The organism is Intrasporangium oryzae NRRL B-24470 (assembly GCF_000576595.1).
Classification (GTDB): Bacteria; Actinomycetota; Actinomycetes; order Actinomycetales; family Dermatophilaceae; genus Intrasporangium_C; species Intrasporangium_C oryzae.
Window position 1 is genome coordinate 1 of the sequence record NZ_AWSA01000013.1, and the last position, 26,836, is coordinate 26,836.

The window sequence follows — 26,836 nt, forward strand, 5'->3', positions numbered from 1 at the left end:
GCCCGAGCCGGCAGCCGCTGACCGGCCACGGCCTCGACCGCGGCCCGCACCGCCACCGGCGCCCCGAGCCGAGCCACCGCCCGAGGGGGCGGCCTCACGGACGAGCCCACCGGCATACGACCGCTCACCGGGTGCGAGCTGGACGAGGAGCGGGTGGCCGGGGGCGACGCGCGTCGTCGTCGGCTTGATGCCGGCCTTGCGGGTGAGGTCGCGGACGTCACGGACCTGCTCGTCGAGCATCATCGTGACGACGGTGCCGTCGTTGCCGGCGCGAGCCGTGCGGCCCGAACGGTGCAGGTAGGCCTTGTGCTCGACCGGCGGGTCGGCGTGGATGACGAGCGCCACGTCGTCGACGTGGATGCCGCGCGCGGCGATGTCGGTCGCGACGAGCGTCTGGGCACGGCCCGAGTGGAAGTCGTCCATGTTGCGGGTCCGCGCACCCTGGCTGAGGTTGCCGTGCAGCTCCACGGCCGGAACTCCCGACGCATTGAGCTGCTTGGCGAGCTTCTTGGCGCGGTGCTTCGTGCGGGTGAAGACGACCTTGCGGCCGGGGGCCGCGGTGAGGTCGAGAATGACCGGCAGGTGCGCGTCGGAGCTGACGTGCAGCACGTGGTGGCTCATCGTCGACACCGGCGACTGGGCCGAGTCCGCCTCGTGCGTCACCGGGTTGGTCAGGAAGCGCTTGACGAGGACGTTGATCGCGCCGTCCAGCGTCGCCGAGAAGAGGAGTCGCTGACCCTCGCGCGGGGTCTTGTCCATGATCCGGCGCACGCCGGGAAGGAAGCCGAGGTCGGCCATGTGGTCGGCCTCGTCGATGATCGTCACCTCGATCGCGTCGAGGAAGACGTGGCCCTGCTGCATGAGGTCCTCGAGGCGGCCCGGGCAGGCGACGATGACGTCGACGCCGGCGCGCAGGCCCTGGACCTGCGGGTTCTGGCCGACGCCGCCGAAGATCGTCTGCGACGTGAGGCCGAGCGGCTTCGCGAGCGGGGCCATGGCGGTGTCGATCTGCGTCGCGAGCTCACGCGTCGGCGCGAGGATGAGGGCGCGGGGACGGCGCGGCTGGCGCGGCTTCGGCGACTGCGACAGCCGCGTCAGGAGAGGAAGGAGGAAGGCGTAGGTCTTGCCCGAGCCGGTTCGGCCGCGGCCGAGGACGTCGCGACCTGCGATCGAGTCGGGCAGCGTCGCGGCCTGGATCGGGGTCGGGGTCGTGATCCCGGCCCGCTCGAGGACGGACGTCAGGCTGGAGGGCACGCCGAGGGCGGCAAAGGTCGTGTCGGTGGACACAGGTGGGTACTCCCGAAGGTTGGAGAAGGTCGTTCTGCCCGGCGCGAGGGGTTCGACGGTGAACCGGGTGTTCGCGGCGCAATGAGCGAATCGACGTCAGGCGGCATGAGAAGCCGGCCGAGAAGAGGGCCCGAGGCAGAACTGGGCGGGCCACTGTGGTCAACCGTAGCGGAGCGCACCCCATTCCCCCGAATCGCCCGCGATGCCCCCGGGGGCAAAGATCGCGATCCGCCAACGATCCGCCGAAGGTGATGCCACGCTCAGACAAGAGTGCGACCATCGGCACATCCCCCACGGGCCGAGGCGCGGTGCCCCGGCTCCAGCACCAGCTCAGCATCAACCTGGAAGGACCTCCTCAATGCGTCGTCTCCCCGTGATGGCCCTGACCGGCCTCGTGGCCGCGGGCCTGTCCCTCACCGCCTGCGGCTCGAACTCCATGACGACGTCGGGCGCCTCGTCCGCCGCCGGCGGCGCGAGCGCGACGGGCTCGGTGGACGCGGCGCTCGCCGCGAAGGTCCCCGCCAAGATCAAGTCGGCCGGCGTCATCAAGGTCGGCATCGACCCGACCTACGCCCCCAACGAGATGCTCGCGTCCGACGGCAAGACCGTCGAGGGCTTCGACGTCGACATCTTCAACGCCGTCGCGGCGAAGTTCGGCCTCAAGGCCGAGTACCAGCCCGCCAGCTTCGACTCGATCATCCTCGGCGTGACCGGCGGCAAGTTCGACATCGGCGTCTCGAGCTTCACGATCAACCCTGACCGCAAGAAGCAGGTCAACATGGTCAGCTACTACAAGGCCGGCACGCAGTGGATCGTCGCCAAGGGCAACCCCAAGGCCGTCAACATCGACAACGCGTGCGGGCTCAACATCGGCGTCCAGAAGGGCACGACCCAGCTCGACGACCTCACCGCCCGCAGCAAGAAGTGCACCGACGCCGGCAAGCCGGCGATCAACATGATCGTCCAGGACGGCCAGGACCAGGTGACCGCCGACGTCGTCAGCGGCAAGACCGTCGCCATGCTCGCCGACTCGCCCGTCGGCCTTTACGCCGTCAAGCAGACCGGCCAGCTCGAGGCCCTCGGCAGCATCTACGACTCGGCACCCTACGGCTACGTCATCCCCAAGGCCGAGACCGACTTCGCCAACGCCATCGTCGACGCCCTCAAGGCCGCCGACAAGGACGGCAGCTACCTCGCGGCGCTCAAGAAGTACTCCGTCGAGGCCGGCGCCATCAACGACTTCGCCCTCAACCCCTGATCATGTCGGTCAACTCCCCCGACACCACGGAGCGGCCGGGCGCCATCGACGCCCGGCCGGTCCCGCACCCGTGGAGGTGGGTGGCGCTCGCCGTCATCCTCATCCTCGTCGCGATGATGATCAGCTCGTTCCTGACGAACGAGCGGTGGGGCTTCTCCACGGCCCTCCAGATCATGAACCAGACGCCGGTCCTCGAGGGCCTGTGGAAGGGCACGATCGTCGGCACCATCGGCGCGATGGCCATCGGCGTCGTCGGCGGCGTGATCATCGCGATCATGCGCCTCTCGACGAACCCCGTGCTGCGGGGCGTGTCGTTCGTCTACACGTGGTTCTTCCGCGGCATCCCGCGCCTCGTGCTCCTCGCGATGATCGGTAGCGGCATCGGGTTCCTCTACAGCGAGCTCAACTTCGGCGTGCCGTTCGGGCAGCAGCTCGCGTCCCTCATGGGCCTGTCGAGCGACTTCACGTTCTTCACGCTCGACGTCAACCAGTTCTCGAGCACGCTCCTCGCCGGAATCATCGGCCTCGGCCTGTCCGAGGCCGCCTACATGGCGGAGATCGCGCGTGCCGGGATCATCTCCGTCGACAAGGGCCAGAACGAGGCGGCGCAGGCCCTCGGCATGAGCCGCGGTCAGGCGATGCGCCGGATCGTCCTGCCGCAGGCCATGCGGGTCATCGTCCCGCCGACCGGCAACGAGACCATCGCCATGGTCAAGGACACCTCGCTCCTGTCGGCGATCCCCGTCATCACCGAGCTCTTCTACCAGACCCGCGCCATCGGCACCCGGACGCTGCAGATCATGCCGTCGTTCGTCGCCGTGACCGCCTGGTACCTCCTCGTCGGGTCGGTCCTCATGGTCGGGCAGTACTACCTCGAGAGGCGTTTCGGCCGGGGCTTCACCGGCAAGGCGCCCAAGGACAAGCGCTTCGCGCGACCGGCCGGGATGGGAGGAGCCTGATGACCGACACCACCGCAGGGGAGCTCTCACGCACGCGCGGGGACGTTCCTCTCGTCCGCGCGCTCAACGTCAGCAAGTCCTTCCACGGCAACGAGGTCCTCAAGGGCATCGACCTCGACGTGCACCGTGGGGAGGTCGTCTGCCTGCTCGGCCCGTCCGGCTCGGGCAAGACGACCTTCCTGCGCTGCATCAACCAGCTCGAGTCGATCGATGGCGGCCGCATCTGGGTTGACGGCGACCTCGTCGGCTACCGCGAGGTCAAGGGCCACCTGCACCACCTGAACGACAAGGAGATCGCGACCCAGCGTCGCGACATCGGGATGGTGTTCCAGCGGTTCAACCTCTTCCCGCACAAGACGGCCCTCGAGAACGTCATCGAGGCACCGCTCATCGTCCGGGGCGTCGCCCGCAAGGAGGCCCAGGAGCGGGGTCGGCGCCTGCTCGCGCAGGTCGGCCTCGCCGACAAGCCGGACGCGTACCCGGGCCAGCTCTCCGGCGGCCAGCAGCAGCGTGTCGCGATCGCCCGGGCGCTCGCGATGGACCCCAAGCTGATGCTCTTCGACGAGCCGACGTCGGCCCTCGACCCGGAGCTCGTCGGCGAGGTCCTGCGGGTCATGCGCGAGCTGGCCGATGCGGGTATGACGATGATCGTCGTCACGCACGAGATGGGCTTCGCCCGTGACGTCGCCGACCAGGTCGTCTTCATGGACGGTGGGGTCGTCGTCGAGGAGGGCAAGCCGACCGAGGTCCTCGGCAACCCGCAGCACGAGCGGACCCGCTCGTTCCTGCGGCGCATGCGCTCAGAGCACGACACGAGCCTGGCCGACGACGCCGCACGCGCCGCTGGCACCGACGCGGACGCGCCGGTCTAGTCGGGCCACGACGCCCGAGTGCGCCTGACGGCGCACGGTCGCGAGCGGCATACGACAGAGGGAGGGCGGGTGCCCCTGCACCCGCCCTCCCTTCTCGTATGCCGCTGGGCCCGGTCGGCCCGGAGGAGTCCGGCGCCGCGTGGCGCGGTCTCAGACGAGGTCCGCGACGCCCTCGTCGGTGATCTCGCTCGCGTCGATGACCATCGGGTTGAGCACCCGGTGGAGGAAGGACCGCGTCCGCGCCTCCTGCGGGTTGCCGATGACGTCGGCGGCCGTGCCTGCCTCGACGACGTAGCCGTCGTCCATGAAGACGACCCGGTGCGCGACCTCGCGGGCGAACGCCATCTCGTGGGTGACGATCATCATCGTCATCCCCTCAGCGGCGAGGGACTTCATGACGGCGAGGACCTCCCCGACGAGCTCGGGGTCGAGGGCCGAGGTCGGCTCGTCGAAGAGCATCAGCTCGGGGTCCATCGAGAGCGAGCGGGCGATCGCGACGCGCTGCTGCTGGCCGCCGGAGAGCTGGGCCGGGTAGGCGTCCTCCTTGTGCGCCATGCCCACGCGCTCGAGGTTGTGCCGGGCGACCTCGCGCGCCTGGGCCCTCGAGCGCTTGAGGACCTTCGTCTGGGCGACCGTGAGGTTCTCGAGCACGGTGAGGTGCGGGAACAGGTTGAAGGACTGGAAGACCATGCCGATCCGGCGGCGGACCCCGTCGAGGTCGACGTCGGGGTCGGTCATCTCGTCGGCGCCGACGAAGACCTGCCCGGACGTCGGCTCCTCGAGGAGGTTGACGCAGCGCAGGAGCGTCGACTTGCCGGAGCCGGACGGTCCGATGACGCAGACGACCTCACCCGTGGCGACCTCGAGGCTGATGTCCTTGAGGACCTCGTTGGACCCGAAGGACTTCTTGAGGTTGCGGATCGAGATGGCGGTCGTGCGCGTGGCCGTGGCGTCGGCCGTGGCGTCGGCCGTGGTGTCCGGGGTGGAGGGCGGGATGGGGGCCGGTGTGGGGTTCGTCATCTCATCGGGCCTTCGCGTAGCGGCGCTCGAGCTGGCGCACGAGCATGGACAGCGGGAGGGTGATCGCGAGGTAGCAGCACGCTCCGACGATGAGCGGGGTCGGGTTGACCGTCCGGTTGAGGAAGTCCTGCGAGAACTTCGTCAGCTCGTACTGGTCGGCCGTGACCCCGACGACGTAGACGAGCGAGGAGTCCTTGACGAGCAGGATGATCTCGTTGGTCAGTGGCGGGATGATGATCCGGAAGGCCTGCGGCAGGATGATCGTCGCCATGGTCCGCGAGTGGCTCATCCCGAGGGTCCGCGCCGCCTCGACCTGACCCTTGGGGACCGCCTGGATGCCGGCCCGGATCGTCTCGGCCATGTAGGCGCTGGCCGTGACCCCGAGCCCGACCATGACCATGCCGTACGTCCCGCCCGGAAACGAGAACCCCGGGAAGGCGTTGGGGATGCCGTAGGCGACCATGAAGAGGACGACGAGGGCCGGGACACCGCGGAAGAACTCGATGTAGGCGGTCGCGAACCACCGGTAGGGCCCGATCGAGCTGAGCTTCATCATCGCGAGGAGCAGGCCGAACGTCAGCCCGAAGACGAAGGCGAGCGCGGTGTAGATCAGGGTGTTGACGAGCCCGACGGTGATGACGCGGGGCATCATCCGGGCCAAGATGTCGCTGCGCAGGAAGGCCGCGCTGAACGTCGCCCAGTCGATCTTGACGGCGAGCAGGACGACGACCGCGATGCCGATGGCGTACTGCACGCCCCGGCCGAGGCGGGCCCGCTGCCGGCGGCTCAGGCCCGTTCGGGGGCGGTCGACGGTCTGGGTGGTCATGGGGTGCTCCATCGTTCGGAGGGTGGGGCGGGTGCCGGTCCGCGTCCCGGGGACGTCGGACCGGCACCCGTCACGTCAGGGCCGGCGGGTGCGGCTGACGGTGCGGGTGACGCGGGTGCGTCAGCTGGCCGGAACCTCGCCGATCCACTTCTTGAAGAGCTGGTCGTAGGTGCCGTCGGTCTTGGAGGTCGTGATGACATCGTCGACGACCTTCGCGAGCGCCTCGTTGCCGAGCTTCATGCCGAAGCCGTACTGCTCCCCCGTGTTGAACTGGGTCGCGATCATGGCCTTGCCCGGGTTCTGCTTGAGGGCCTCGCTCCAGACCGGCAGGTCGTTGATGGCGGCGTCGACCTGGCCGGTGAGCAGCGCCTGCGTCTCCGAGGCGAGGTCCTGGAACTCGACGATCTCGTAGCCGTTGGCGGCCTTGTTCTTCGTCGCGTAGTCGAGACCCGTCGTCGAGGACTGGGCGCCGAGCTTCTTGCCCTTGAGGTCGGCGAGCGACTTGACCGTCGAGCCGTTGGGGACGAGCAGGGCCTGCGTCGCGTCGAAGTACGGGACCGAGAAGAGGATGGCCTTCTTGCGTGCGTCGGTGATCGTCATGCCGGCCGCGGCGATGTCGCACTTGCCCGTGGCCATGTCCTGGCCGGACTTGATGCCCTCGAAGGGGGTGTCGACGATGGCCTGCTCGACCCCGAGCTTCTTGGCGACGAGGTCCATCATGTCGACGTCGAACCCGACCGTCTTGCCCGAGTCGTCGTTGGACTGGAAGGGCGCGTACGGCAGGTGCGTGCACACCGTGAGCTTGCCGGGGCTGATGAGCGAGACGCCCGACCCGCCGGGTGCCGAGGCTGCGGGCGTGCTGCCGCCCGTCGCGGGACCGCTGCTGCAGCCGGCGAGCGCGAGGGCGCTCAGGCCGGCGACGACGGCGATCGATCGCAGGGTGGTGCGTGACTTCAAGGGACGACTCCTCGTTCGTGGGCCACATCGACAGCCGGTGGCCGGTAGGCGCAGACCTTTGCACCGATGACGGAGGATGGGAAGAGCGAAGCCGATCTTTGGGACAGATCGTGATCTGGCGCAATAATTGCGCCCACAGGTGCTGCACTCCGCAGGACGTGCGCACAATGGGCCCATGACGACGGAGTCACCCGCCCCTGCCATGCCCGCCGGCCGACCCGGGACGGGCAGCGCGCCCGGGACGGAGATCCCGGCGATGGGCGTCGACGAGCTGCGCCACGTGCAGCTCGAGCGGCTCCGCGCGACGGTGCGAGCGGCATACGACAACGTGCCCCACTACCGGCAGGCGTTCGACGCGCTCGGCACCCATCCCGACGACGTCCGCTCGCTGGAGGACCTGGCCCGGCTCCCCTTCACGTCGAAGGCGGACCTGCGGGCCAACTACCCCTTCGGGATGTTCGCGGTCCCGCGCGAGCAGGTCGTGCGGGTCCACGCGAGCTCGGGGACGACCGGTCGGCCGACGGTCGTCGGGTACACCAAGCGCGACATCGACACGTGGGCCGACCTCATGGCCCGCTCGATCCGCCTCGCGGGAGGCCGGCCCGGCGACATCGTCCACGTAGCGTACGGCTACGGCCTCTTCACCGGGGGCCTCGGCGCCCACTACGGCGTCGAGCGGCTCGGGGCCACCGTCGTGCCGGTGAGCGGCGGGATGACCGAGCGGCAGGTCCAGCTCATCCAGGACTTCCGCCCGCGGGTCATCATGGTGACGCCGTCGTACTTCCTCTCCCTGCTCGACCAGATGGAGTCCGAGGGCATCGACCCTGCGGCGACGAGCCTCGAGGTCGGGATCTTCGGCGCCGAGCCGTGGACGGAGTCGATGCGCCAGGAGATCGAGCGCCGGACCGGCATGGACGCCGTCGACATCTACGGCCTGTCCGAGGTCATGGGGCCCGGCGTGGCCCAGGAGGCCGCCGCGACCAAGGACGGGCTGCACCTCTGGGAGGACCACTTCTACCCCGAGGTCATCGACCCGATCACCGAGGAGGTCCTGCCCGACGGCGAGATCGGCGAGCTCGTCCTCACCTCGCTGACGAAGGAGGCGATGCCGGTCCTCCGCTACAGCACGCGCGACCTGACGCGCCTCCTGCCGGGGACCGCGGTCCCGGCGATGCGGCGGATCGAGAAGGTGACCGGCCGCACCGACGACATGATGATCATCCGCGGCGTCAACGTCTTCCCGACCCAGATCGAGGAGCTCGTGCTCGCGGAGACGCGGCTCTCGCCGTACTTCCAGTGCGTCCTGCGCCAGCCGGGCCGGATGGTCGAGCTGACGGTGCTCGTCGAGCCGCTCGCCGGACTGGGTGCGGCCGAGGCGGAGGGGATCGCCCGCGGGCTCGAGCACGCGATCAAGACCCACATCGGCACGACGTGCCGGGTCGAGGTGCGCGAGCCGGGGTCGATCGAGCGCTCGATCGGCAAGGCGCGCCGGATCGTCGACGAGCGCCCGAAGGGGTGAGCCCACGGGTGCGCGGCTGTCGGATCCGTGCGGGCTGCAGGCCGCACGGATCCGAAGATCCCGACGTCTGCCACGAGGGCGTATGCCGCTGGGCTCGCCGGGTGCGTATCAACGGCCCTGGCCCGGGGCTCTGTCCTGGTGAGCGGCGTCGTCGCTCGCCTGGACAGGAGGCAGGACATGAGCAGGATCCCACCGCAGGGAGCCCAGATGGTCGGCGCGTGGCGGATGCACACGAAGCCGGTGCCACCCCGGGCCGCGCGCATCGAGCGGTCCCAGGGCACCGAGCGGGCCCCCGGCGCCCCGCGAGTCGAGACGGTCGAAGCCGTCATGGAGTCGGCGCCGGCACCGGCGCGCCTCCGCCGGCGCCACCCGCACCTGTCGAGCCTGGGCCGGCGCCTGCACCTCGTGCACTGAGCCGAGGTTCCCCCGCAACACACCGAGCAGTCGCCAACCCATGACGGCTGCGCCGGGCGAGGTTTGCGGTTGTTCGGTGTGTCGCCGGGTCTAGGAGCGGACCCCGCGGAGGGCCGTGCGGACGAGGTCGACCGCCGCGGCCTCGTCGAGACCGGCCTCGTGGGCGGCCGCGGCGAACTTCGTGGCGAGCGCCGCCACGGCGACGTCGGCCGTGTGCTCGCCCATGGCCACGGTCGTGCCTGCGCGGCGCCGGGTCTCGACGAGCCCGGAGGCCTCGAGCTCCTTGTAGGTGCGCGCCACGGTGTTCGCGGCGAGGCCGAGGTCGGCGGCGAGCGCCCGCACGGTCGGCAGGCGATCACCGGGCAGCAGGCGGCCCGACGTGATGAGCCCGGCGATCTGGGCCCGCACCTGCTCGTAGGGCGGCTCGGCCGATGCGGGGTCGACCCGGATGGACGAGATGGTCACCCCGCCAGCCTCCCACGGCACGGTCCGAGCGGGGGCGCGCTGGGCGGCATACGGGCGCGTGGCGCGAGGTGGCGAGGGTCACGGCGGCGATTCCCTGTCGCGACTACTACCGCATGTCGTAGGGTCTACTACGTCATGTAGTTGTCTTGTCCGCGTCGGGAGCCTCGATGGATGCCACAGACCTCGCGAGATGGCAGTTCGCCATCACGACCGTGTACCACTTCCTCTTCGTGCCGATCACGATCGGCCTCTCCGCCGTGGTCGCCTTCTTCCACACCCGGTGGGTGCAGACCCACAACCCCGACTGGCTCCGGCTGGCGAAGTTCTTCGGCAAGCTCTTCACGATCAACTTCGCGCTCGGGCTCGTCACCGGCATCGTCCAGGAGTTCCAGTTCGGGATGAACTGGTCCGACTACTCCCGGTTCGTCGGGGACATCTTCGGCGCGCCGCTCGCCGTCGAGGCGCTGCTGGCGTTCTTCCTCGAGTCGACCTTCCTCGGCCTGTGGATCTTCGGCTGGGGGCGCCTGCCCGAGAAGCTCCACGCGTCGACGATGTGGATCGTGCACATCGGCACGCTCCTGTCGGGGTACTTCATCCTCGCGGCCAACTCGTTCATGCAGCACCCGGTGGGCTACCGCTTCAACCCGATCACCGGCCGCGCCGAGCTGACCGACTTCTTCGCCGTGCTGACCAACAAGGTCCAGCTCGTCACCTTCCCGCACGTCGCCCTCTCGGCCTACATGGTCGCGGGTGCCGTCGTCATGGGCGTCTCGATCCACCTCATGCGCCGCGAGGCCCTCCGCGACGCCGACCGCAACCCCGCCCAGTCGGACGCCCCGCTCTACCGCCGCGCGGCACGGATCGGCGCGGTCCTCACCCTCGTCGCCGGCCTCGGCGTCGCCATCAGCGGCGACTTCCAGGGCAAGGTCATGACCGAGGTCCAGCCGATGAAGATGGCGGCCGCGGAGGCGCTCTACGAGACCTCTCCCCAGGGCGTCGGAGCCCCGTTCTCGGTGCTCACCGTCGGCTCCCTCGACGGACAGCACGCGAACGCGCTCATCGAGGTGCCCAAGCTGCTGTCCTTCCTCGCGACCGGCACCTTCGACGGCGAGGTCAAGGGCATCAACGACCTCAAGGCCACCTACGCCCAGACGTACGGCACCACCGGCAACCCGCGCCTGACGGACACGGCGACGAACTACGTGCCCAACATCCCGACGACGTACTGGTCGTTCCGCATCATGATCGGCCTCGGCGTGGCCGCGGCCGCGATCGCCGCGGCGGTCCTCTGGGCGACGCGCAAGCGTCGCATGCCGACCTCCCGCTGGCTGCTCTACGCCGCGATCCTCGTGCCGATCATGCCCGTCCTCGCCAACTCCTTCGGCTGGATCTTCACCGAGGTCGGTCGCCAGCCGTGGCTCGTCTTCGGGCTCATGACGACGGCGACGGGTGTCTCCCCGGGAGTCTCGATGGGTGAGGTCATCACCTCGATGGTCGTCTACACGCTCCTCTACGGCGTCCTCGCCGTCGTCGAGATCAAGCTCTTCCTGACCTACGTCCGGCGCGGCGCCGAGCCGTTCGAGAAGCCCCAGGACCCGAGTGAGCGGGACGAGGACGCACCCCTCGTCTTCGCCTACTGAGCCCCGAGACCTGAGACCTGAGCCCCTGAAAGGCCTGTGACAGCAATGGAACTCTCCACCTTCTGGTTCATCGTCCTCGGCGTCCTCTGGACCGGGTACTTCGTCCTCGAGGGCTTCGACTTCGGCGTCGGCATGCTCCTGCCCGTGCTCGGCGGCAAGCGCTGGGCCGGCGACGCCGCCGACGCCGAGAAGCGCCGCCGCGTCCTGCTCAACACGATCGGCCCGGTCTGGGACGGCAACGAGGTCTGGGTCCTCACCGCCGGCGGGGCTACCTTCGCGGCCTTCCCGCACTGGTACGCGACGATGTTCAGCGGCTTCTACCTGCCGCTCCTGCTCATCCTCGTCGGGCTCATCGTGCGCAACCTCGGCTTCGAGTACCGCCACAAGCGGCCCGAGGCACGGTGGAAGGCACGATGGGACCAGGCGATCTTCTGGGGCTCGCTCGTCCCGGCCCTCCTCTGGGGCGTCGCCCTGACCAACGTCGTGCGGGGCGTCCCGATCGACGCCGCGAAGGAGTACACCGGCAACCTCTTCACGCTCCTCAACCCGGTCGGTCTCCTCGGCGGTCTCGTCTTCGTCGCCCTCTTCGTCACGCACGGCGCGATCTTCGTCGCGCTCAAGACCGACGGCCCGATCCGCCAGGACGCGCGGGCCATCACGCAGCGGGCCGGCATCGTCGCGGCGGTCCTCGCCGTCGTGCTGCTCCTCGTCCTCGGCCTTGCCGACGGCAACCTCGCCTCGTGGGTGACGACGGTCGTGGCCGCGGTGGCGCTCCTCGGCGGGCTCGCGGCGAGTCGACAGGGGCGCGAGGGCTGGGCCTTCATCGGGACGGCCGTCACCATCGCCATGGCGGTCGCGACGTACTTCCTCATGCTCTTCCCCAACGTCATGCCGAGCTCGACGAACCCGGCCTGGAACCTCACCGTCGAGAACGCCTCCAGCTCGCCCTACACCCTCAAGGTCATGACGATCGTCGCCCTGATCTTCACGCCGATCGTCCTGCTCTACCAGGGCTGGACGTACTGGGTCTTCCGCAAGCGCCTGTCCACCAAGCACATCCCCGAGGACGTGCACGTCGAGACGGTCGCGGGCGCAGGAGCGCGATGAAGCCCTTCGACCCGCGTCTCCTCCGGGCGGCCCCCGCCGCCCGGAGGCCCGTGGCCGCGCTCGGGGCGATGGGCGCCGTCTCGGGGGCGGCGACCATCGCCACGGCGTTCGCCCTGTCGGCCGTCGTCGTCGCGGTCGTCGAGGACACCGACGTCACCACGCCGCTGGTGTGGCTCGCGGCCCTCTTCGTCGCCCGGGCCGGTCTCGCCGCCGGCAGCGAGACCGTCTCGGCCTGGGCGGGCGTCTCCGTGTCGACCGAGCTCCGGTCGGCGCTGCTGCGGCGCTGGGGCTCCCTCGACGCAGACACGCGCCCTGAGCGCGGGGCCGCCCTCGCGCTCGCGACCTCGGGTGCGACCACCGTCGAGCCGTATGCCGCCCGCTTCCTCCCGACGCTCGTGACCGCCGCCGTCGTGCCGGCCCTCGCGATCGTCACGCTCGCCGTCGTCGACTGGCCGAGCGCGCTCGTCGTCGTGCTGACGCTGCCCCTCCTGCCGGTCTTCGCCGCCCTCATCGGCAGGGCGACGGCGGAGTCGACCGAGCGGCGCTGGGCCGCCCTCGCCTCCCTCTCGGGCCACTTCCTCGACGTCGTCCGCGGCCTGCCGACGCTCGTCGCCTACGGCCGGGCCCGCCGCCAGGTCGAGACGGTGCGCGAGGTGAGCGACCGGCACCGGGTCGCGACGATGGAGACCCTGCGGATCGCCTTCCTCAGCTCGGCCGCTCTCGAGCTCCTCGCGACGATCTCGGTCGCGGTCGTCGCCGTGACGGTGGGCCTGCGCCTGTCGACGGGCTCGATGCTGCTCGGCCCTGCCCTCGTCGCGATCCTCCTGGCCCCGGAGGCCTACTGGCCGGTCCGACGCGTAGGCGCCGAGTTCCACTCCGCCGCCGACGGCGCCGTCGCCCTCGACGAGATCCTCACCCACCTCGAGACCCCCAGCTCACCGAACGCGGCGTTCGGTTCCGAACGCGCTGGTATACCGCTGATCTCGGCATCGAACGCCGCGTTCGGTTCACGGAGAGGTGGAGGACAGCAGGGGGCGCTCGAGGGGCGGGTCCGGGTCCACGGGGTCACCTACACGTATGCCGCTGGGTCGGCTCCCGTCCTCCGCAACCTCGACCTGGTGGCGGGGCCGGGCCTCACCGTGGTCACCGGCCCGTCCGGTGCGGGCAAGTCGACCCTGCTCGACCTCGTCGCGGGGCTGCGGCGGCCGAGCGAGGGAACCGTCGAGGCGCCCGCGGTGCACTACGTGACCCAGCGACCCTTCCTCGCCGCAGGGACCGTCCACGACGCCCTGACCATCGGCCACGACGTCGACGACGTGCAGCTCTGGGCGGCCCTTCGCGCGGTCGGCCTCGACGGGGTCATCGCCAGCCTCCCTGAGGGGGTCTGGGCTCACCTCGGCGACGAGGGCTTCGGCCTGTCCGCCGGGCAGCGCCAGCGCCTCGCCCTGGCCCGGGCCTGGCTCTCCCCCGAGACCGTGCTCCTGCTCGACGAGCCCACGGCCCACCTCGACGACGAGTCGGCGCACCGCCTCGGCGAGCTGATCGCCGAGCTCGCCGAACGCCGGGTCGTCATCGCCGTGACACACCGTCCCGAGCTGCTCGAGCACGCCGACCACCACCTCGTCCTCGGCGAGTCGGGCGCCCTCGAGGCCGCCACCGCGCCGACCCTCGAACCCGCGCTGGAAGCCGCACTGGAAGCCACGCTCGACCCAGCCATCGAGGCCGCCCCCGAACCCCATGGCGAGACCACCACGACCCACGAGGAGCCGTCATGACACCCGCGCCCTCCGACTCCGGCCTGCTCGACCGGCCGGCCCCGGTCGCGCCCGCCCAGCACACCCCCGCGGTGTGGCGGCCGTCGGCGGGGATCGTGCGCGGTGGCCTCCTCGGCGGGATCGCGACCGCGGCCGGGATGGCCCTCACCGCGACGTCTGGGTGGCTCATCGTCCGTGCCTCCGAGCAGCCCGTGATCCTCACCCTGCTCACCGCGATCGTGGCCGTTCGCGCCTTCGGCATGGCCCGACCCGTGTTCCGCTACTGGGAACGCCTCACCAGCCACGACGCGGCCCTCGCCACGCTCGCCGCCCGGCGCACGGCGGCATACGACGCCCTCATCCCGCTGACCCCGGCGCGGCTCGGGCGGCGACGCCGCTCGGACGTCCTCACCGGGGTCGTCGACGACCTCACCGACGAGGTCGACGCCCAGGTGCGGGTCACCGTGCCGGTGATCTCGACCCTCGTCGCCTGCGGGCTCGTCCTGGCCCTGACCGCCCTCGTCGCGCTCCCCGTCGCGGGGATCCTCCTCGCCCTCGCGGTGGTCGTGGCGGGCACGTGCGTCGTGGCCCTGCGCCTCGAGTCCCGCTCGCTCACCGAGCTGCTCGACGCCCGCGCGGAGGTCACCCGCGTCAGTGAGCTGACGACCAGCCAGGCCGGCGAGCTGCGCGCCGTCGGCGGCTGGGACACGGCGCTCGGGTGGCTCGACCGGGCCCAGGAACACCTCGCCCGGGCGACCCGTCGCCTCAGCGCGGGACGGGCCCTCGCCTCGGCGGCCTTCCTGCTGGCGGTCGGTGCCGCCGTCGCCGGCATCGTGCTCGTCGTGCGCGACCTCGACGTCGGCGCACCCGTCAAGGCGCTGCTCGTCCTCACCCCCGTCGCCGTGTCCGAGGCGATCACCCCGCTCGTCGACGCCATGCGCGCGCTCGCCCGCGCCGAGGGCAGCGCCGCGCGGATCGCGGCCCTGCTCGGGCTGACGCCCGCGGTGCGCGAGACCCGCGGACCGGGCGGCACCGCCCCGACGCTCGCGACCGACCGTCCGCCGCACATCGAGCTCGTCGGCGTCACCGCGTCGTGGACCGGCGACCGTCAGGACGTCGGGCCCATCGACCTCGTCCTCGCGCCGGGCTCGCGCACCGCCCTCATAGGCTCCAACGGCAGCGGCAAGTCGACCCTCCTCGCCGTGATCGCCCGCCACCTCGACCCGACCGCGGGCCGCTGCCTCTGGGACGGCACCGACGTGACGACGCTCCCCCTCGACGACGTCCGCGGGCTCGTCGCCCTCGTCGACGACGAACCACACGTCTTCGCGACGACGCTGCGCCAGAACCTGCTCCTCGCAGCGCCCTCCGCGACCGACGACGACATCCGCGAGGCACTCGACCGGGCCGGCCTCACGCGGCTCATCAGGGCGCTCCCAGACCGCCTCGACACGGTGCTCGGCGCCGGAGGCCGGGGCCTGTCCGGTGGTGAGCGCGCCCGGCTCGGCATCGCCCGGGCCCTGCTGAGCGGCCGTCCAGTCGTCCTGCTCGACGAGCCCGTCGCCCACCTCGACCCGCCGACCGCCACGGCGGTCATCACCGACCTCATGCGTGCCGAGCACGCCGACCCCACCCGCACCATCCTCATGGTCACGCACCGGCCCGAGGGGCTCGACCTCTTCGACCGCGTGATCACGCTCGACCCGGCCCGCCGGTAGATTGGAGTCACCATGCCCACCAACCCTCGCAACCGACTCGGTGACCTCGAGCGCGCCGTCATGGAGCTGCTCTGGACCACCGACCGCAGCCACCCCGACGGGATCACGGTCCGTGAGGTCCACGACCGGATCGGCCTCGAGCGTGGCCTCGCCTACACGACCCTCATGACCGTGCTCGACCGGATGGCCAAGAAGGGCCTCGTCAACCGCCAGCGCGACGGCCGTGCCTGGCGCTACACCGCCGCCTCGAGCCGTGAGGAGCTGACCTCCGAGACGCTCCACCACACCCTCGGCGAGCTGGCCGGCGACGAGCGTCGCAGCGCCCTGCTCCACTTCCTCGACGAGTCGACGCCCCAGGAGCTCGAGGAGCTGCGCGCAGCGCTCGCCGAGCTCGAGCGCCGCCGCCCAGACGCCGCCGTGGACTCCGACGGCTCGTCCGACGGGTCGTCCCACGTGTCGTCCGGCGAGTCCAGCGGCGACACCCCGAGCCCGGTTCGGCACCGGGTCTCCTGAGGGACCCTGAGAGGCCTGGAAGGCACGGTGTCGGTGGCAGCGCTTGCGGCGCTCATCCTCCTCGCGGTCGCGCTCGCCTGGCCCGTCCCCCGGGTCATGGCGGGCCTCACCGCGTTCCGCCGTGCGCCGAGGCCGGCCCTCGTCGTCTGGCAGGCGACCGCTGTCGCGGCCGTCCTCGCCGCGCTCTTCGCGGCGCCGGCGGCCGTCCCCCTCTTCCTCGACGGAAGTGGGCCCGTCGACGAGCAGCTCATCCCGGTCGCCGTCGCGGCCCTTCTCAGCGGGATCGTCGCCGCGCGGCTGCTCCTCTCCGGGCACCGGGTCGGCACGAACCTCCGGGCCGTCCGGCGCCAGCACCGCGAGCTCGTCGACCTGCTCGCCGTGCACGGTGACACCCAGGTCCGCGTCCTCGAGCACCCGACGCCGACGGCCTACTGCGTCCCCGGCATCCAACGTCGCGTCGTCCTGACGCAAGGGACGATCGACACGCTCCCCGGCCGCGAGCTCGACGCGGTCCTCGCCCACGAGCGGGCCCACCTCGTCGCCCGCCACGACCTCGTGATGGAGTTCTTCACGGTCGTCCACGAGGCCGTCCCCCGGTTCATGCGCTCGTCGGCCGCGCTGCGCGAGGTCAACCTCCTCATCGAGGTCCTCGCCGACCGGGCCGCCGTGCGCGAGACGAGCGCCGTCCTGACCGGGCGGGCGATCGTCCGGATGGCCGGCGGTCCGAAGCCGGCCGGCACGATGGCGATCCGCGAGGCCCCCTCGGCCGCACGCGTCCGGCTCGGCCTGCTCGACGACGAGGCACGGATCGCGGGGATGCCGCCGGCGCTCGTCAGCGTCGGGATGTACGCCTTCGCCCTCTCGCTCGTCGCCATGCCGTTCGCCCTGCTTGTCGGGGCGCTCACGGGGGTCACGGCGTCCTGAGCCCTTGGGTAGGGTGACCGCCATGCGCGTTCTCGTCAGCGGAGGAGCCGGCTACATCGGCTCGCACACGGTCGTCCAGCTCGTCGCGGCAGGGCACGAGGTGCTCATCGTCGACAACTTCGGCAACAGCAAGCCGACCGTGGTCAACCGCCTCGAGGCCCTGACCGGCACCCATCTGCCGGTCCACGCCTTCGACCTCACCGACGTCGACAAGACCGAGCACCTCTTCGCGCACGAGCACATCGACGCCGTCATCCACTTCGCCGGTCTCAAGGCCGTCGGCGAGAGCGTCGAGAAGCCGCTCGAGTACTACGAGAACAACCTCGGCTCGACCTTCTCCCTCGTCCGCGCGATGCGGCGCCACGGCGTCGAGAAGCTCGTCTTCAGCTCGTCGGCCACCGTGTACGGCACGGAGCAGGAGGCCGCGACGGAGGACCGGCGCACCTTCGCGACGAACCCCTACGGCTGGACCAAGGTCATGCAGGAGCAGATCCTGCGGGACGTCGCCGGCGCGCACCCCTCGATGCGGATCGCGCTGCTGCGCTACTTCAACCCGGTCGGCGCCCACGTGTCCGGGACGATCGGCGAGGACCCGCAGGGCATCCCCAACAACCTCGTCCCCTTCATCGCGCAGGTGGCCGTGGGTCGCCGTCCCGTTCTCGAGGTCTTCGGCGACGACTACCCGACGAGGGACGGCACGTGCGAACGCGACTACATCCACGTCGAGGACCTCGCCGCCGGTCACCTCGCCGCGCTCACGAGGCTCGCGAGCACCGACGACCCGATCTCGACGTGGAACCTCGGCACGGGTCAGGGCACCTCCGTCCTCGAGATGCTGCACGCGTTCGAGCGGGCGGTCGGGCGGGAGCTGCCCCACCGCGTCGTCGCGCGGCGTCCCGGTGACGTCGCCGTGTCGTACGCCGACCCGGCCAAGGCCAACCGCGAGCTCGGCTGGAAGGCGACTCGGACCATCGACGACATGTGCGTCGACACGTGGCGCTGGCAGCAGGCCAACCCGCACGGCTACCCCGACTCCGACTTCGCCTGACTCACCCCGACCTCGACGTATGCCGCTGGGCTCGGCCCGCTCAGATGGCGCGGTCGCGCTCCGGCGGGGCGGTTCGGCGGCCTGTTCGGGCGAGCAGGCTCAGGGCTGCGGGTGCAGGGCGTCGTAGTCGTGGAAGGACCGGACCCGGGCCACCGCGACGATGACGAGGACGACGACGAGGACGCCGCCGACGACCGGAGGCACCCACGTGGCAGTGAGGGTGGCCAGCGTCCCGGCGAACATCTGGCCGAGGCGCGGGCCTCCGGTGACGACGACGGTGAAGACGCCCTGGGTGCGCCCCCGCAGGTGGTCGGGAACGGCCGCCTGCAGGATCGTCGTGCGGAAGATCGCGCTGACGTTGTCGGCGCCACCCGCGACGGCCAGCGACAGGGCCGCACCGACGAGAGCCGGCCCGTTGACGTCGGCGAAGTCGCGCGAGACGACCTCGTGCCCGCCCAGTGTCACGACCGCCAGGACGAGGCCCAGGCCGAGGATGCCGAGACCGTAGACGACGATCGCGTTGCGGATCGCGATGCCCTGCCGTCGCAGGTCGGTGAGCCGCCCCGAGACGAGGCTCGAGAGGATGCCGCCCACGGCGTACGAGGCGGTGAGCACGCCGACGGTCACCGCGCCGCCACCGATGAGAACCGCTCCGATCGCGGGGAAGAGCACGATGGGCTGGCCGAACGTCATGGCGATGATGTCGACGACGAAGCTCATGCGGACGTTCGGGGAGGCGCGCAGGTGGGACAGGCCCTCGCGGACGGACCGGAACCCGCCGACGGGCGCCCGGTCACCGTCGGGACGGATGTCCGGCAGCGTCCAGAGGCCGAGGAAGCCGGCGAAGAAGAGCAGCACGTCGACGGTGTAGGTCCAGGCGTAGCCAACGTGGGCGACGAGCAGGCCGGCGACGGCCGGCCCGGCCGTGACCATGAAGCCCATCGAGATCCCGCTCAGGGCGGCCGCCTTGGGCAGGAGCTCGGTCGGCAGCAGGCGCGGGGTGATCGCCTGCCGCGTCGCCGACGCGATCGTGGACGCGACGGCGTTGACCGTCGTGACGACGTAGAAGACCCAGACCGTGGTGAGGCCGCCCCAGGCCATCGTCGCGAGGGTCACCGTCGAGCCCCAGCCCACGAGGGAGGCGACGAGCGCCACCGCCCGCCGGTCGAAGCGGTCGGCGATCGCCCCGCCGTAGAGCCCGGCGACCACCATCGGTAGCAGGGCGAACCAGGCGACGAGCGAGACCATGAAGGTCGAGCCGGTCAGGTCGTAGATGTTCAGCCCGACAGCCGTGGTGGTCATGACGGCGCCGATGCCCGACAGGGTGTTGCCGGCCCACAACCGCGCGAACGGCCGGCTGACCTTCAGCGGGGTGAGGTCGACGAGGTGCGACCGACGCTCGACGGAGGGGCCGGGGGTGCTGGTCGTCACCGTAGGAACCTACGTCAGGCCCCGCCGTCGGGCCGAATCAGGCGACGTCGGTGGCTGCCCGGATGAGCAGGCCCGGGTCGAGCGCCGCGACGCGTCCCCGCGTGGTCGGCAGGCACGCCTCGACGTCGCGCAGCCGGGAACCGTCGCGGACCCAGAGCCACGTGCCGTCGGGGCCGCGGCGGGCGACCTGGGTGCGGACTCGGCCGTCGGCGTCGGTCGCCGAGGTCATGGCGAGGTCACCCGCGACCATGACCCGCACGTCGCCCCCGTCGTCGGGCGCCGCGGCGCCGAGGTCGACACCCGCATCGAACGCGGCTTCGTACGCGGCCCGGATCGCCGCATGGCCGGCCGCCTCGCGACCGCGCGGGAGGCTCACGACCGCGTCGACGGCATACAGGCTGAGAATGCCGTCGAGGTCGGCCTTGGCCGCGAAGGTCGCGAAGCGCTCCGTGAGGAGCTCGGGGGCCGTGACACCGGGGTCTGTCGTGCTCATGGGCCGACCTTCCCACCGAGAACCGACAGCCGTGCGGTGGGCACGCTCGGACCCGAAACTCTCTCCGCTACTTCGGGGTACGGCGCCGCGCCCGAGGTGTTGAATGGGGCGCATGTCGTCCCGCACCCTCCACGTGACCTTCGTGTGCAGCGGCAACATCTGCAGGTCGCCGATGGGCGAGGTCATCCTGACCCAGCTCGTCGAGGATGCGGGCCTCTCCGAGCGGGTGCGGGTGAGCTCGAGCGGCACCGGCGACTGGCACGTGGGGGAGCACGCCGACCCTCGGACCATCGCGGTCCTCGCCGCCCACGGCTACGACGGGACGGCGCACCGGGCCCGCGAGTTCGACCCGGAGGAGTTCGACGACCTCGACCTCGTCCTCGCCTCGGACGAGGGGCACGTCCGGGCGCTGCATCGTTTCGCCCGCACCCCGCGCCAGCGAGCCAAGATCCGGCTCGTCCGTGAGTTCGACCCCGCTGCCGTCGAGGCGGGCACGCTCGAGATGAGCGACCCGTGGTACGGCGGCGACGACCACTTCGCCCGGTGCTTCCGAGAGGTCGAGGCGGCCTGCCACGGCATCCTCGACCACATTCGCACCCGGCTCGAGGTGGCCGACGAGCGTCCGTCCTCGACAGCCTGACCGCCCAGGCTGCGCACCTGCACGGCCCGATCCGACCAGCTCCTTAGGAACAGCTCCACCCACACGGCTCCACCCACACGGCTCCACCCACACAGCTCCCACAGAGCTCCACCCACTTGGCTCCCCCGCACAGCCCCGCCGCGTACCATCCGCCCGAACAACCGACTGCCCTCAACCGCGATGACTGTGACTGACTTCGAATTCCCCACGCCCGTCTACCCCTACGGCGCTCCCTGCTGGCTCGACCTGCTCGTCGCCGACGTGCCGCGCGCCCAGCGGTACTACTCCGAGCTCTTCGGCTGGCGGTGGCTCACCGGCGATCCGGCGAGCGGCGGCTACACGCTGGCCCTGCTCGACGGCCATCCCGTCGCCGGGATCAGTCGCAAGCCGACGACGGTGCCGGTGACGAGCCAGTGGACGACCTACCTGCGCGTCGGCGACATCGATGTCGCCGCCGCGGCGATCGTCGCCAACGGCGGCCGGCCGCTCGGGCGTCCCGTGGCGATCGGCGAGCTCGCGCGGACGTTCGTCGCTCAGGACCCGGGCGGGGCGTTCTTCGGGGTGTGGGAGCCCGTCGACCTGCCGGGCAGCGGGGTGCTCGACAAGCCGGGGTCGCTGACCTGGAACGAGCTGCTGACGCGGGACTACGACCGCGTCCTCGACTTCTACGAGAACATCTTCGCCCACGGCTTCATCGACGAGACGGAGCCCGGAGGTCCCCGCTGGTCGACGGCCCACACCGGTGACGGAAACCCCGCCTTCGGCCTCGCGGAGATCGAGCACGACTGGCCGGCCGAGATCCCCGCGCACTGGCTCGCATCCTTTGCCACCCACCAGGTGGTCCCGACCCTGGCCCGCGCGCTCGACCTCGGCGGGACGCTGCTGCAGGGCCCCTTCGACGGCCCGTACGGGCTCGGAGCGGTCATCGCCGGCCCCGAGGGCGAGGTCTTCTCGATCCTCGTCCCCGACGAGGACTGAGTCCCACCGGCACGGGCGCCGGCGCTACGGCACTGCCCACGAATCCTGGGCAGTGCCGTAGGACACGCCGGGAGGTATGCCGCCGGGCCCGGCTCCCGAGGAAACGGCGGCCCGGCGCCGGGTTGGACGGCATACGGAGTGGTGCTCGGCCTCTGGGAGGATGGGGGCCATGGCATCGCTCGCTGACGCAACCCCGCCCATCGCCCTCGGGGCGCTCGACGGTCGCTACCGCGGCGCCGTCGCCCCGCTCGTCGACCACCTCTCGGAGGCGGCGCTCAACCGGGAGCGGGTCCGCGTCGAGATCGAGTGGCTGATCCACCAGACGAGCCACGGCGTCGTTCCCGGGGTGCGCGAGCTGAGCGCCGACGAGATCGCTGCGCTTCGTGCGGTCGTCGAGGACTTCGGACCCGAGGAGGTCGCCGAGCTCGGCGAGATCGAGCGTGTGACCGTCCACGACGTCAAGGCGGTCGAGTACTTCCTCAAGCGGCGCCTCGCGGAGATCGCCCCGGCCGAGGAGGACAAGGGCCTGGCCGAGCTGATCCACTTCGGCTGCACGAGCGAGGACATCAACAACCTCTCCTACGCCCTCATGGTCAAGGGTGCCGTCGAGCAGGTGTGGCTGCCCAAGGCGCGGGCGCTCGTCGCGCAGGTCGGGGAGATGGCGCGCGACCTCAAGGACGTCCCGCTCCTCGCACACACGCACGGCCAGCCCGCCACCCCGACGACGATGGGCAAGGAGCTCGCCGTGCTCGCGCACCGCCTCGGCCGGCAGCTGCGCCGGATCGAGCGCCAGGAGTACCTCGGCAAGTTCAACGGCGCGACCGGCACCTACGGCGCCCACGCCCTCGCGCTCCCCGACGTCGACTGGCCGGCCGTCTCGCGGGCCTTCGTCGAGAGTCTCGGCCTCACGTGGAACCCGCTCACGACCCAGATCGAGAGCCACGACTGGCAGGCCGAGCTCTACGCCGACGTCGCCCGGTTCAACCGGATCCTCCACAACCTCTGCACCGACGTGTGGACGTACATCTCCATGGGCTACTTCGCACAGGTCCGCGGCCAGGGCACCGTCGGGTCGAGCACGATGCCGCACAAGGTCAACCCCATCCGCTTCGAGAACGCCGAGGCCAACCTCGAGGTGAGCAACGCCCTGCTCGACGTCCTCGGCGGGACTCTTGTCCAGAGCCGGCTCCAGCGCGACCTGACCGACTCGAGCATGCAGCGCAACATCGGGACCGCCTTCGGCCACTCGATGCTCGCCCTCGACAACGTCTCGCGTGGCCTCGCCGGCCTCGACGCCGTCCCCGCGGCCATGTCCGCCGACCTCGAGGCCAACTGGGAGGTCCTCGGCGAGCCGATCCAGTCGGCGATGCGGGCCCTCGGAGCCCAAGGCGTCCCCGGCATGGAGGAGCCCTACGAGCGGCTCAAGGAGCTGACCCGCGGCCGCCGCATCAACGGCGACGACCTGCGGGAGTTCGTCCGCGGCCTCGGGCTGCCGGCCGACGTCGAGCAGCGCTTCCTCGGGCTCACCCCGCAGACCTACACGGCCCTCGCGGGCCGGCTCGTCACCGACTACCTGGCCTGAGCTCCCCGCGCGACCCGACGTGCCGTCGCTCACCGGATTCCCGGTGACGCGACGGCCGCGGGTTAGCGTGGTCGCATGGCGCGAACACGGCGGGCCCGGGTCAGCGACGTCGAGGAGATCGCGATGTCGCTCCCGGACGTGACGCGCGACCCGGCCGACCCCGCGACACCGGGCCGACCGGCATACCAGGTGCACGGCAAGACGTTCGCCTTCTTCCGCGGACCGCGCAAGGACGCTGTCGACCCAGAGACGGGCGCGCCGTTCGAGGACGTCATCGTGTTCCGGTGCACGGCCGAGGACAAGCAGGCGCTCGTCGGCGACGAGACCTCGCCGTTCTTCACCACGCCCCACTGGAACGGGTTCAACGCCGTCCTCCTCCTCGAGCGGCACCTCGGACGGCTGAGCCTCGCCGAGCTGCGAGAGGTCATCACCGATGCCTGGCTCGTGCGGGCGCCGCGACGGGCCGCCAAGGACTTCCTGGCGTCGAGCACCGAGGAAGCGGGAATACCCTAGCGGGGTATGATCGTTCTCATACACGAAGGAGGTGCCATGGCTGGATACACCGGCAGCAAGGACGACTACCTGAAGCGACTGAGGCGCGTCGAGGGGCAGGTCCGCGGCATTCAGCGGATGGTCGAGGGCGACGAGTACTGCATCGACATCCTGACCCAGGTCAGCGCCGTGACCAAGGCGCTCCAGGCGGTCAGCCTCGGCCTGCTCGAGGACCACGTGGCGCACTGCGTCGTCGACGCGGCCCGCGAGTCCGACGATGCTGCCGCCGCCAAGGTCCGCGAGGCGTCCGACGCGATCGCCCGGCTCGTGCGCAGCTGAACCACCCCGAGGAGAGAACCATGAACGAGACCATCACCACCATCACCGTCGCCGGCATGACCTGCGGCCACTGCGAGGCGTCCGTCAAGGAGGAGCTGTCGGCCCTCCCCGGCGTCTCGGCCGTCGCCGTCGAGCTCAACCCCGGCGCGGACTCCCCCGTGACCATCACGAGCACAGCGCCGCTCGACCCGACCGCCGTGGAGGCAGCCGTCGCCGAGGCGGGCTACAGCGTCCGATGAGCACGCGCGAGGCGCAGGCCTCACCGGGGCGCACGGACGAGGTCCGACTCGCGATCACCGGCATGACCTGCGCCTCCTGCTCGGCCCGGATCGAGCGCAAGCTCGGCAAGGTCGAAGGCATCGAGTCGGCGACGGTCAACCTCGCAACCGAGAAGGCCCTCGTCTCGTTCTCGTCACCGGTGACCGTCGATCAGATCGTCAAGGAGATCGAGAAGACGGGGTATGGCGCTCGCGTGCTCGACGCGCAATCGACCCCCACGGCTCCGAACACCTCCGCGGCTGCGGCCGCCCCCACGCCTCCGGCCACGACCCCGCCGGTGGCCACCACGGCTCCGACGGCCACCCCGGCCGCGCCGCCCACCGGCGGCCACGCGGCCCACACCGACCACGCCGACCACGCCGACCACGCCGACCACATGGAGCACACGCCCGCCCAGGACGTGATCCGGCCGCGACTCGTGGCAGCTGTGGCACTCACGATTCCGGTGCTGCTCCTCGCCATGGTGCTGCCGACCTTTGCGGCGAGCCCCTGGCTCCAGTTCGTCCTCGCGACGCCCGTCGTGTTCTGGTGTGCGTGGCCCTTCCACCGCGCCGCCCTGGTCAACGCCCGGCACCTCGCCTCGACCATGGACACCCTCGTCTCGCTCGGCGTGCTCGCGGCATACGGCTACTCCGTCGTGGCGATGCTGTTCGGCGAGATGCACCTCTACTACGAGGTGGCCGCCGTCGTCACGACGTTCCTGCTGACCGGGCGCTTCCTCGAGGCGCGGGCCAAGGACTCGGGCAAGGACGCGCTGCGCTCCCTGCTCGACCTCGGGGCCAAGGACGTCGCCGTGCTCCGGATCGACCCGACGAGCCGGATCACCAACGAGCGGCGCGTCCCGATCGAGGACCTCGTCGTCGGGGACCAGTTCGTCGTCCGTCCCGGTGAGAAGGTCGCCACCGACGGAGTCGTGCTCGACGGGCAGAGCGCCGTCGACGCGAGCCTCGTCACCGGAGAGTCCACCCCGGTCGATGTGTCCCCCGGCGACGCCGTGACCGGAGGGTCCATCAACACGACCGGCCGGCTCGTCGTCGAGGCCCGCAAGGTCGGCGCCGACACGATGCTCGCCGGAATCCAGCGTCTCGTCGAGACCGCACAGACGGGGAAGGCCGACGTCCAGCGCCTCGCCGACCGGGTCTCGGCCGTCTTCGTCCCGGCCGTCCTCGTCATCGCCCTGGTGACGTTCGTGAGCTGGCTCGCGACCGGACACGGGCTCTCGCGTTCCCTCGCGGTGGCCGTCACCGTGCTCATCATCGCCTGCCCGTGCGCCCTGGGGCTCGCCACGCCGACGGCCCTGCTCGTCGGGACCGGACGCGGTGCCCAGCTCGGCACGCTCATCAAGGGCCCCCAGGTCCTCGAGGACACGCGCCGCGTCGACACCATCGTCCTCGACAAGACCGGCACGGTGACGACCGGCGACCTGCGCCTGCGCAGCATCGCCGTGCGCGGCCGGCTGTCCAAGAAGGCCGCCCTCACGGCCGCAGCCGCGGTCGAGCAGGGCAGCGAGCACCCGATCGCCCGCGCGATCGTCGCCGGTGCCGCAGAGGCGGGCATCGACCTGCCCCGGATCAGCGACTTCTCGACCAACCCCGGCGAGGGGGCCACCGCGCGGATCAAGGGCACCGAGGTCACGGTCGGCAAGGCCGCGCTCTTCGAGACGGTCGACGAGGGCCTCCGCTCGCACGCCGCGTCGAATGCCGGGACGACGGTCTTCGTCGGCTGGGACGGGGTCGCCGAGGCCGCGCTGACGGTCGAGGACACGGTCCGACCGACGTCGAAGGACGCCATCGCCCGCCTTGCCGGTCTGGGCCTGACGGTGTACCTCCTCACGGGTGACGGTGAGTCGAATGCCCGGAGCGTCGCCGAGCAGGTGGGCATCGACCCCGCGCGCGTCCGAGCGGACGTCCTGCCGGCCGACAAGCACCAGGTCGTCGCCGAGCTCCAGCGCGAGGGCAAGGTCGTCGCAATGGTCGGCGACGGTGTCAACGACGCGCCAGCCCTCGCCCAGGCCGACCTCGGTCTCGCCATGGGCTCCGGGACCGACGTCGCGATGGACTCGGCCGACATCGTCCTGGTCCGGTCCGACCTCGACGCCGTCGGCGACGCCATCGACCTGTCCCGCCAGACCCTGCGGGTCATCAAGCAGAACCTCGCCTGGGCCTTCGGCTACAACACGGCGGCGATCCCGCTCGCGGCCTTCGGCCTGCTCAACCCGATGATCGCCGGCGCGACGATGGCGCTGTCGTCCGTGCTCGTCGTGACGAACTCGCTCCGGCTGCGCCGCTTCGGTCGCTGACGCCGAGCCCCGACGGGTCGCC

The 26,836-nt window shown here is 71.2% G+C and carries 26 protein-coding genes; 19 read left to right on the plus strand and 7 right to left on the minus strand.

Features of this window, described 5'->3' with window-relative positions; all coding sequences use genetic code 11:
- Positions 1-1,287: DEAD/DEAH box helicase (locus N865_RS07515; RefSeq protein WP_034803595.1), on the minus strand; the 1,287-nt coding region annotated here is incomplete at its 3' end.
- Between the two features lie 358 nt (positions 1,288-1,645).
- On the opposite strand from N865_RS07515, the gene N865_RS07520 reads away from it, so the two are divergent.
- From N865_RS07520 to N865_RS07530, 3 genes are read left to right on the plus strand one after another with little or no spacing between them, the layout of a single operon-like run.
- Complete coding sequence (locus N865_RS07520) at positions 1,646-2,545, plus strand: ABC transporter substrate-binding protein (RefSeq protein ID WP_051510320.1); 900 nt, start codon at positions 1,646-1,648, stop codon at positions 2,543-2,545.
- Between the two features lie 2 nt (positions 2,546-2,547).
- On the plus strand, positions 2,548-3,504 hold the full coding sequence (locus tag N865_RS07525) for an amino acid ABC transporter permease (RefSeq protein ID WP_034803598.1): 957 nt from the start codon (positions 2,548-2,550) through the stop codon (positions 3,502-3,504).
- Positions 3,504-4,376, plus strand: coding sequence for an amino acid ABC transporter ATP-binding protein (locus N865_RS07530; RefSeq protein WP_051510321.1), 873 nt, complete (start codon positions 3,504-3,506; stop codon positions 4,374-4,376). Before N865_RS07525 ends, N865_RS07530 begins: the two co-directional genes overlap by 1 nt.
- A gap of 150 nt (positions 4,377-4,526) precedes the next feature.
- On the opposite strand, the gene N865_RS07535 is transcribed toward N865_RS07530, so the two are convergent.
- The 3 genes from N865_RS07535 to N865_RS07545 form a co-directional block, all read right to left on the minus strand.
- Positions 4,527-5,396 (minus strand): amino acid ABC transporter ATP-binding protein, encoded by an 870-nt coding sequence (locus N865_RS07535; RefSeq protein WP_084328040.1) that lies wholly within the window; start codon positions 5,394-5,396, stop codon positions 4,527-4,529.
- A gap of 1 nt (position 5,397) precedes the next feature.
- Complete coding sequence (locus N865_RS07540) at positions 5,398-6,222, minus strand: amino acid ABC transporter permease (protein ID WP_034803601.1); 825 nt, start codon at positions 6,220-6,222, stop codon at positions 5,398-5,400.
- Positions 6,223-6,342: 120 nt separating this feature from the next.
- A complete protein-coding gene (locus N865_RS07545) occupies positions 6,343-7,179 on the minus strand; it encodes a transporter substrate-binding domain-containing protein (protein WP_034803604.1) in 837 nt (278 codons plus the stop codon).
- A 175-nt stretch (positions 7,180-7,354) separates the two neighbouring features.
- Between N865_RS07545 and paaK the strand changes: the two genes are divergently transcribed.
- On the plus strand, positions 7,355-8,698 hold the full coding sequence (gene paaK / locus N865_RS07550) for a phenylacetate--CoA ligase PaaK (RefSeq protein WP_034803607.1): 1,344 nt from the start codon (positions 7,355-7,357) through the stop codon (positions 8,696-8,698).
- 177 nt (positions 8,699-8,875) lie between these two features.
- Positions 8,876-9,112, plus strand: coding sequence for a hypothetical protein (locus tag N865_RS07555; protein ID WP_157557605.1), 237 nt, complete (start codon positions 8,876-8,878; stop codon positions 9,110-9,112).
- 90 nt (positions 9,113-9,202) lie between these two features.
- Here N865_RS07555 and N865_RS07560 read toward each other — a convergent pair whose 3' ends face one another.
- Complete coding sequence (locus tag N865_RS07560; RefSeq protein ID WP_407636748.1) at positions 9,203-9,571, minus strand: GntR family transcriptional regulator; 369 nt, start codon at positions 9,569-9,571, stop codon at positions 9,203-9,205.
- Between the two features lie 173 nt (positions 9,572-9,744).
- On the opposite strand from N865_RS07560, the gene N865_RS07565 reads away from it, so the two are divergent.
- Genes N865_RS07565 through galE form a run of 7 tightly spaced genes read left to right on the plus strand, consistent with a single transcriptional unit; the run spans position 9,745 to position 18,281 of the window.
- Positions 9,745-11,217 (plus strand): cytochrome ubiquinol oxidase subunit I, encoded by a 1,473-nt coding sequence (locus N865_RS07565; RefSeq protein WP_034803617.1) that lies wholly within the window; start codon positions 9,745-9,747, stop codon positions 11,215-11,217.
- 45 nt (positions 11,218-11,262) lie between these two features.
- Positions 11,263-12,324 carry a cytochrome d ubiquinol oxidase subunit II gene (gene cydB, locus N865_RS07570; RefSeq protein ID WP_034803623.1) on the plus strand — a complete coding sequence of 354 codons (1,062 nt, stop codon included), beginning with the start codon at positions 11,263-11,265 and terminating at the stop codon, positions 12,322-12,324.
- Complete coding sequence (cydD, locus tag N865_RS07575) at positions 12,321-14,099, plus strand: thiol reductant ABC exporter subunit CydD (protein ID WP_084328042.1); 1,779 nt, start codon at positions 12,321-12,323, stop codon at positions 14,097-14,099. Before cydB ends, cydD begins: the two co-directional genes overlap by 4 nt.
- Positions 14,096-15,796, plus strand: a complete 1,701-nt coding sequence (gene cydC, locus N865_RS07580; RefSeq protein ID WP_084328043.1) for a thiol reductant ABC exporter subunit CydC — start codon at positions 14,096-14,098, stop codon at positions 15,794-15,796. Before cydD ends, cydC begins: the two co-directional genes overlap by 4 nt.
- Positions 15,797-15,808: 12 nt before the next feature.
- Positions 15,809-16,309 carry a BlaI/MecI/CopY family transcriptional regulator gene (locus N865_RS07585; RefSeq protein WP_084328044.1) on the plus strand — a complete coding sequence of 167 codons (501 nt, stop codon included), beginning with the start codon at positions 15,809-15,811 and terminating at the stop codon, positions 16,307-16,309.
- A gap of 33 nt (positions 16,310-16,342) precedes the next feature.
- Positions 16,343-17,233 (plus strand): M56 family metallopeptidase, encoded by an 891-nt coding sequence (locus N865_RS07590; protein WP_034803841.1) that lies wholly within the window; start codon positions 16,343-16,345, stop codon positions 17,231-17,233.
- A 22-nt stretch (positions 17,234-17,255) separates the two neighbouring features.
- Positions 17,256-18,281: a UDP-glucose 4-epimerase GalE gene (galE, locus tag N865_RS07595; RefSeq protein ID WP_034803633.1), complete on the plus strand. Its 1,026-nt coding sequence runs from the start codon at positions 17,256-17,258 to the stop codon at positions 18,279-18,281.
- 99 nt (positions 18,282-18,380) lie between these two features.
- On the opposite strand, the gene N865_RS07600 is transcribed toward galE, so the two are convergent.
- Both N865_RS07600 and N865_RS23265 read right to left on the minus strand, forming a co-directional pair.
- Positions 18,381-19,712, minus strand: coding sequence for an MFS transporter (locus tag N865_RS07600; RefSeq protein WP_084328045.1), 1,332 nt, complete (start codon positions 19,710-19,712; stop codon positions 18,381-18,383).
- A gap of 37 nt (positions 19,713-19,749) precedes the next feature.
- Positions 19,750-20,205 (minus strand): YybH family protein, encoded by a 456-nt coding sequence (locus N865_RS23265; RefSeq protein ID WP_051510322.1) that lies wholly within the window; start codon positions 20,203-20,205, stop codon positions 19,750-19,752.
- A 112-nt stretch (positions 20,206-20,317) separates the two neighbouring features.
- Between N865_RS23265 and N865_RS07610 the strand changes: the two genes are divergently transcribed.
- The 7 genes from N865_RS07610 (at position 20,318) to N865_RS07640 (ending at position 26,814) form a co-directional block, all read left to right on the plus strand.
- The gene (locus N865_RS07610; RefSeq protein WP_034803638.1) at positions 20,318-20,845 is read left to right on the plus strand and encodes a low molecular weight protein-tyrosine-phosphatase; all 528 of its coding nucleotides are present in this window, start codon (positions 20,318-20,320) and stop codon (positions 20,843-20,845) included.
- Positions 20,846-21,031: 186 nt separating this feature from the next.
- Entirely contained in the window at positions 21,032-21,823 is a 792-nt protein-coding gene (locus N865_RS07615) for a VOC family protein (RefSeq protein ID WP_245603701.1), read from the plus strand.
- Positions 21,824-21,992: 169 nt separating this feature from the next.
- The gene (gene purB, locus N865_RS07620; RefSeq protein ID WP_034803640.1) at positions 21,993-23,405 is read left to right on the plus strand and encodes an adenylosuccinate lyase; all 1,413 of its coding nucleotides are present in this window, start codon (positions 21,993-21,995) and stop codon (positions 23,403-23,405) included.
- 75 nt (positions 23,406-23,480) lie between these two features.
- Positions 23,481-23,918, plus strand: a complete 438-nt coding sequence (locus N865_RS07625; protein WP_034803643.1) for an MmcQ/YjbR family DNA-binding protein — start codon at positions 23,481-23,483, stop codon at positions 23,916-23,918.
- Positions 23,919-23,954: 36 nt separating this feature from the next.
- A complete protein-coding gene (locus N865_RS07630) occupies positions 23,955-24,236 on the plus strand; it encodes a metal-sensitive transcriptional regulator (RefSeq protein WP_034803645.1) in 282 nt (93 codons plus the stop codon).
- A gap of 20 nt (positions 24,237-24,256) precedes the next feature.
- Positions 24,257-24,475, plus strand: a complete 219-nt coding sequence (locus N865_RS07635) for a heavy-metal-associated domain-containing protein (protein ID WP_034803647.1) — start codon at positions 24,257-24,259, stop codon at positions 24,473-24,475.
- The gene (locus N865_RS07640; protein WP_034803649.1) at positions 24,472-26,814 is read left to right on the plus strand and encodes a heavy metal translocating P-type ATPase; all 2,343 of its coding nucleotides are present in this window, start codon (positions 24,472-24,474) and stop codon (positions 26,812-26,814) included. Before N865_RS07635 ends, N865_RS07640 begins: the two co-directional genes overlap by 4 nt.
- Positions 26,815-26,836 lie beyond the last annotated feature (22 nt).

Coding starts and splice junctions, on each gene's coding strand:
- N865_RS07520 (WP_051510320.1), top strand. CDS start 1,646: ATGCGTCGTCTCCCCGTGATGGCCCTGACCGGCCTCGTGGCCGCGGGC.
- N865_RS07525 (WP_034803598.1), top strand. CDS start 2,548: ATGTCGGTCAACTCCCCCGACACCACGGAGCGGCCGGGCGCCATCGAC.
- N865_RS07530 (WP_051510321.1), top strand. CDS start 3,504: ATGACCGACACCACCGCAGGGGAGCTCTCACGCACGCGCGGGGACGTT.
- N865_RS07535 (WP_084328040.1), bottom strand. CDS start 5,396: ATGACGAACCCCACACCGGCCCCCATCCCGCCCTCCACCCCGGACACC.
- N865_RS07540 (WP_034803601.1), bottom strand. CDS start 6,222: ATGACCACCCAGACCGTCGACCGCCCCCGAACGGGCCTGAGCCGCCGG.
- paaK (WP_034803607.1), top strand. CDS start 7,355: ATGACGACGGAGTCACCCGCCCCTGCCATGCCCGCCGGCCGACCCGGG.
- N865_RS07555 (WP_157557605.1), top strand. CDS start 8,876: ATGAGCAGGATCCCACCGCAGGGAGCCCAGATGGTCGGCGCGTGGCGG.
- N865_RS07565 (WP_034803617.1), top strand. CDS start 9,745: ATGGATGCCACAGACCTCGCGAGATGGCAGTTCGCCATCACGACCGTG.
- cydB (WP_034803623.1), top strand. CDS start 11,263: ATGGAACTCTCCACCTTCTGGTTCATCGTCCTCGGCGTCCTCTGGACC.
- cydD (WP_084328042.1), top strand. CDS start 12,321: ATGAAGCCCTTCGACCCGCGTCTCCTCCGGGCGGCCCCCGCCGCCCGG.
- cydC (WP_084328043.1), top strand. CDS start 14,096: ATGACACCCGCGCCCTCCGACTCCGGCCTGCTCGACCGGCCGGCCCCG.
- N865_RS07585 (WP_084328044.1), top strand. CDS start 15,809: ATGCCCACCAACCCTCGCAACCGACTCGGTGACCTCGAGCGCGCCGTC.
- galE (WP_034803633.1), top strand. CDS start 17,256: ATGCGCGTTCTCGTCAGCGGAGGAGCCGGCTACATCGGCTCGCACACG.
- N865_RS23265 (WP_051510322.1), bottom strand. CDS start 20,205: ATGAGCACGACAGACCCCGGTGTCACGGCCCCCGAGCTCCTCACGGAG.
- N865_RS07610 (WP_034803638.1), top strand. CDS start 20,318: ATGTCGTCCCGCACCCTCCACGTGACCTTCGTGTGCAGCGGCAACATC.
- purB (WP_034803640.1), top strand. CDS start 21,993: ATGGCATCGCTCGCTGACGCAACCCCGCCCATCGCCCTCGGGGCGCTC.
- N865_RS07625 (WP_034803643.1), top strand. CDS start 23,481: ATGGCGCGAACACGGCGGGCCCGGGTCAGCGACGTCGAGGAGATCGCG.
- N865_RS07630 (WP_034803645.1), top strand. CDS start 23,955: ATGGCTGGATACACCGGCAGCAAGGACGACTACCTGAAGCGACTGAGG.
- N865_RS07635 (WP_034803647.1), top strand. CDS start 24,257: ATGAACGAGACCATCACCACCATCACCGTCGCCGGCATGACCTGCGGC.
- N865_RS07640 (WP_034803649.1), top strand. CDS start 24,472: ATGAGCACGCGCGAGGCGCAGGCCTCACCGGGGCGCACGGACGAGGTC.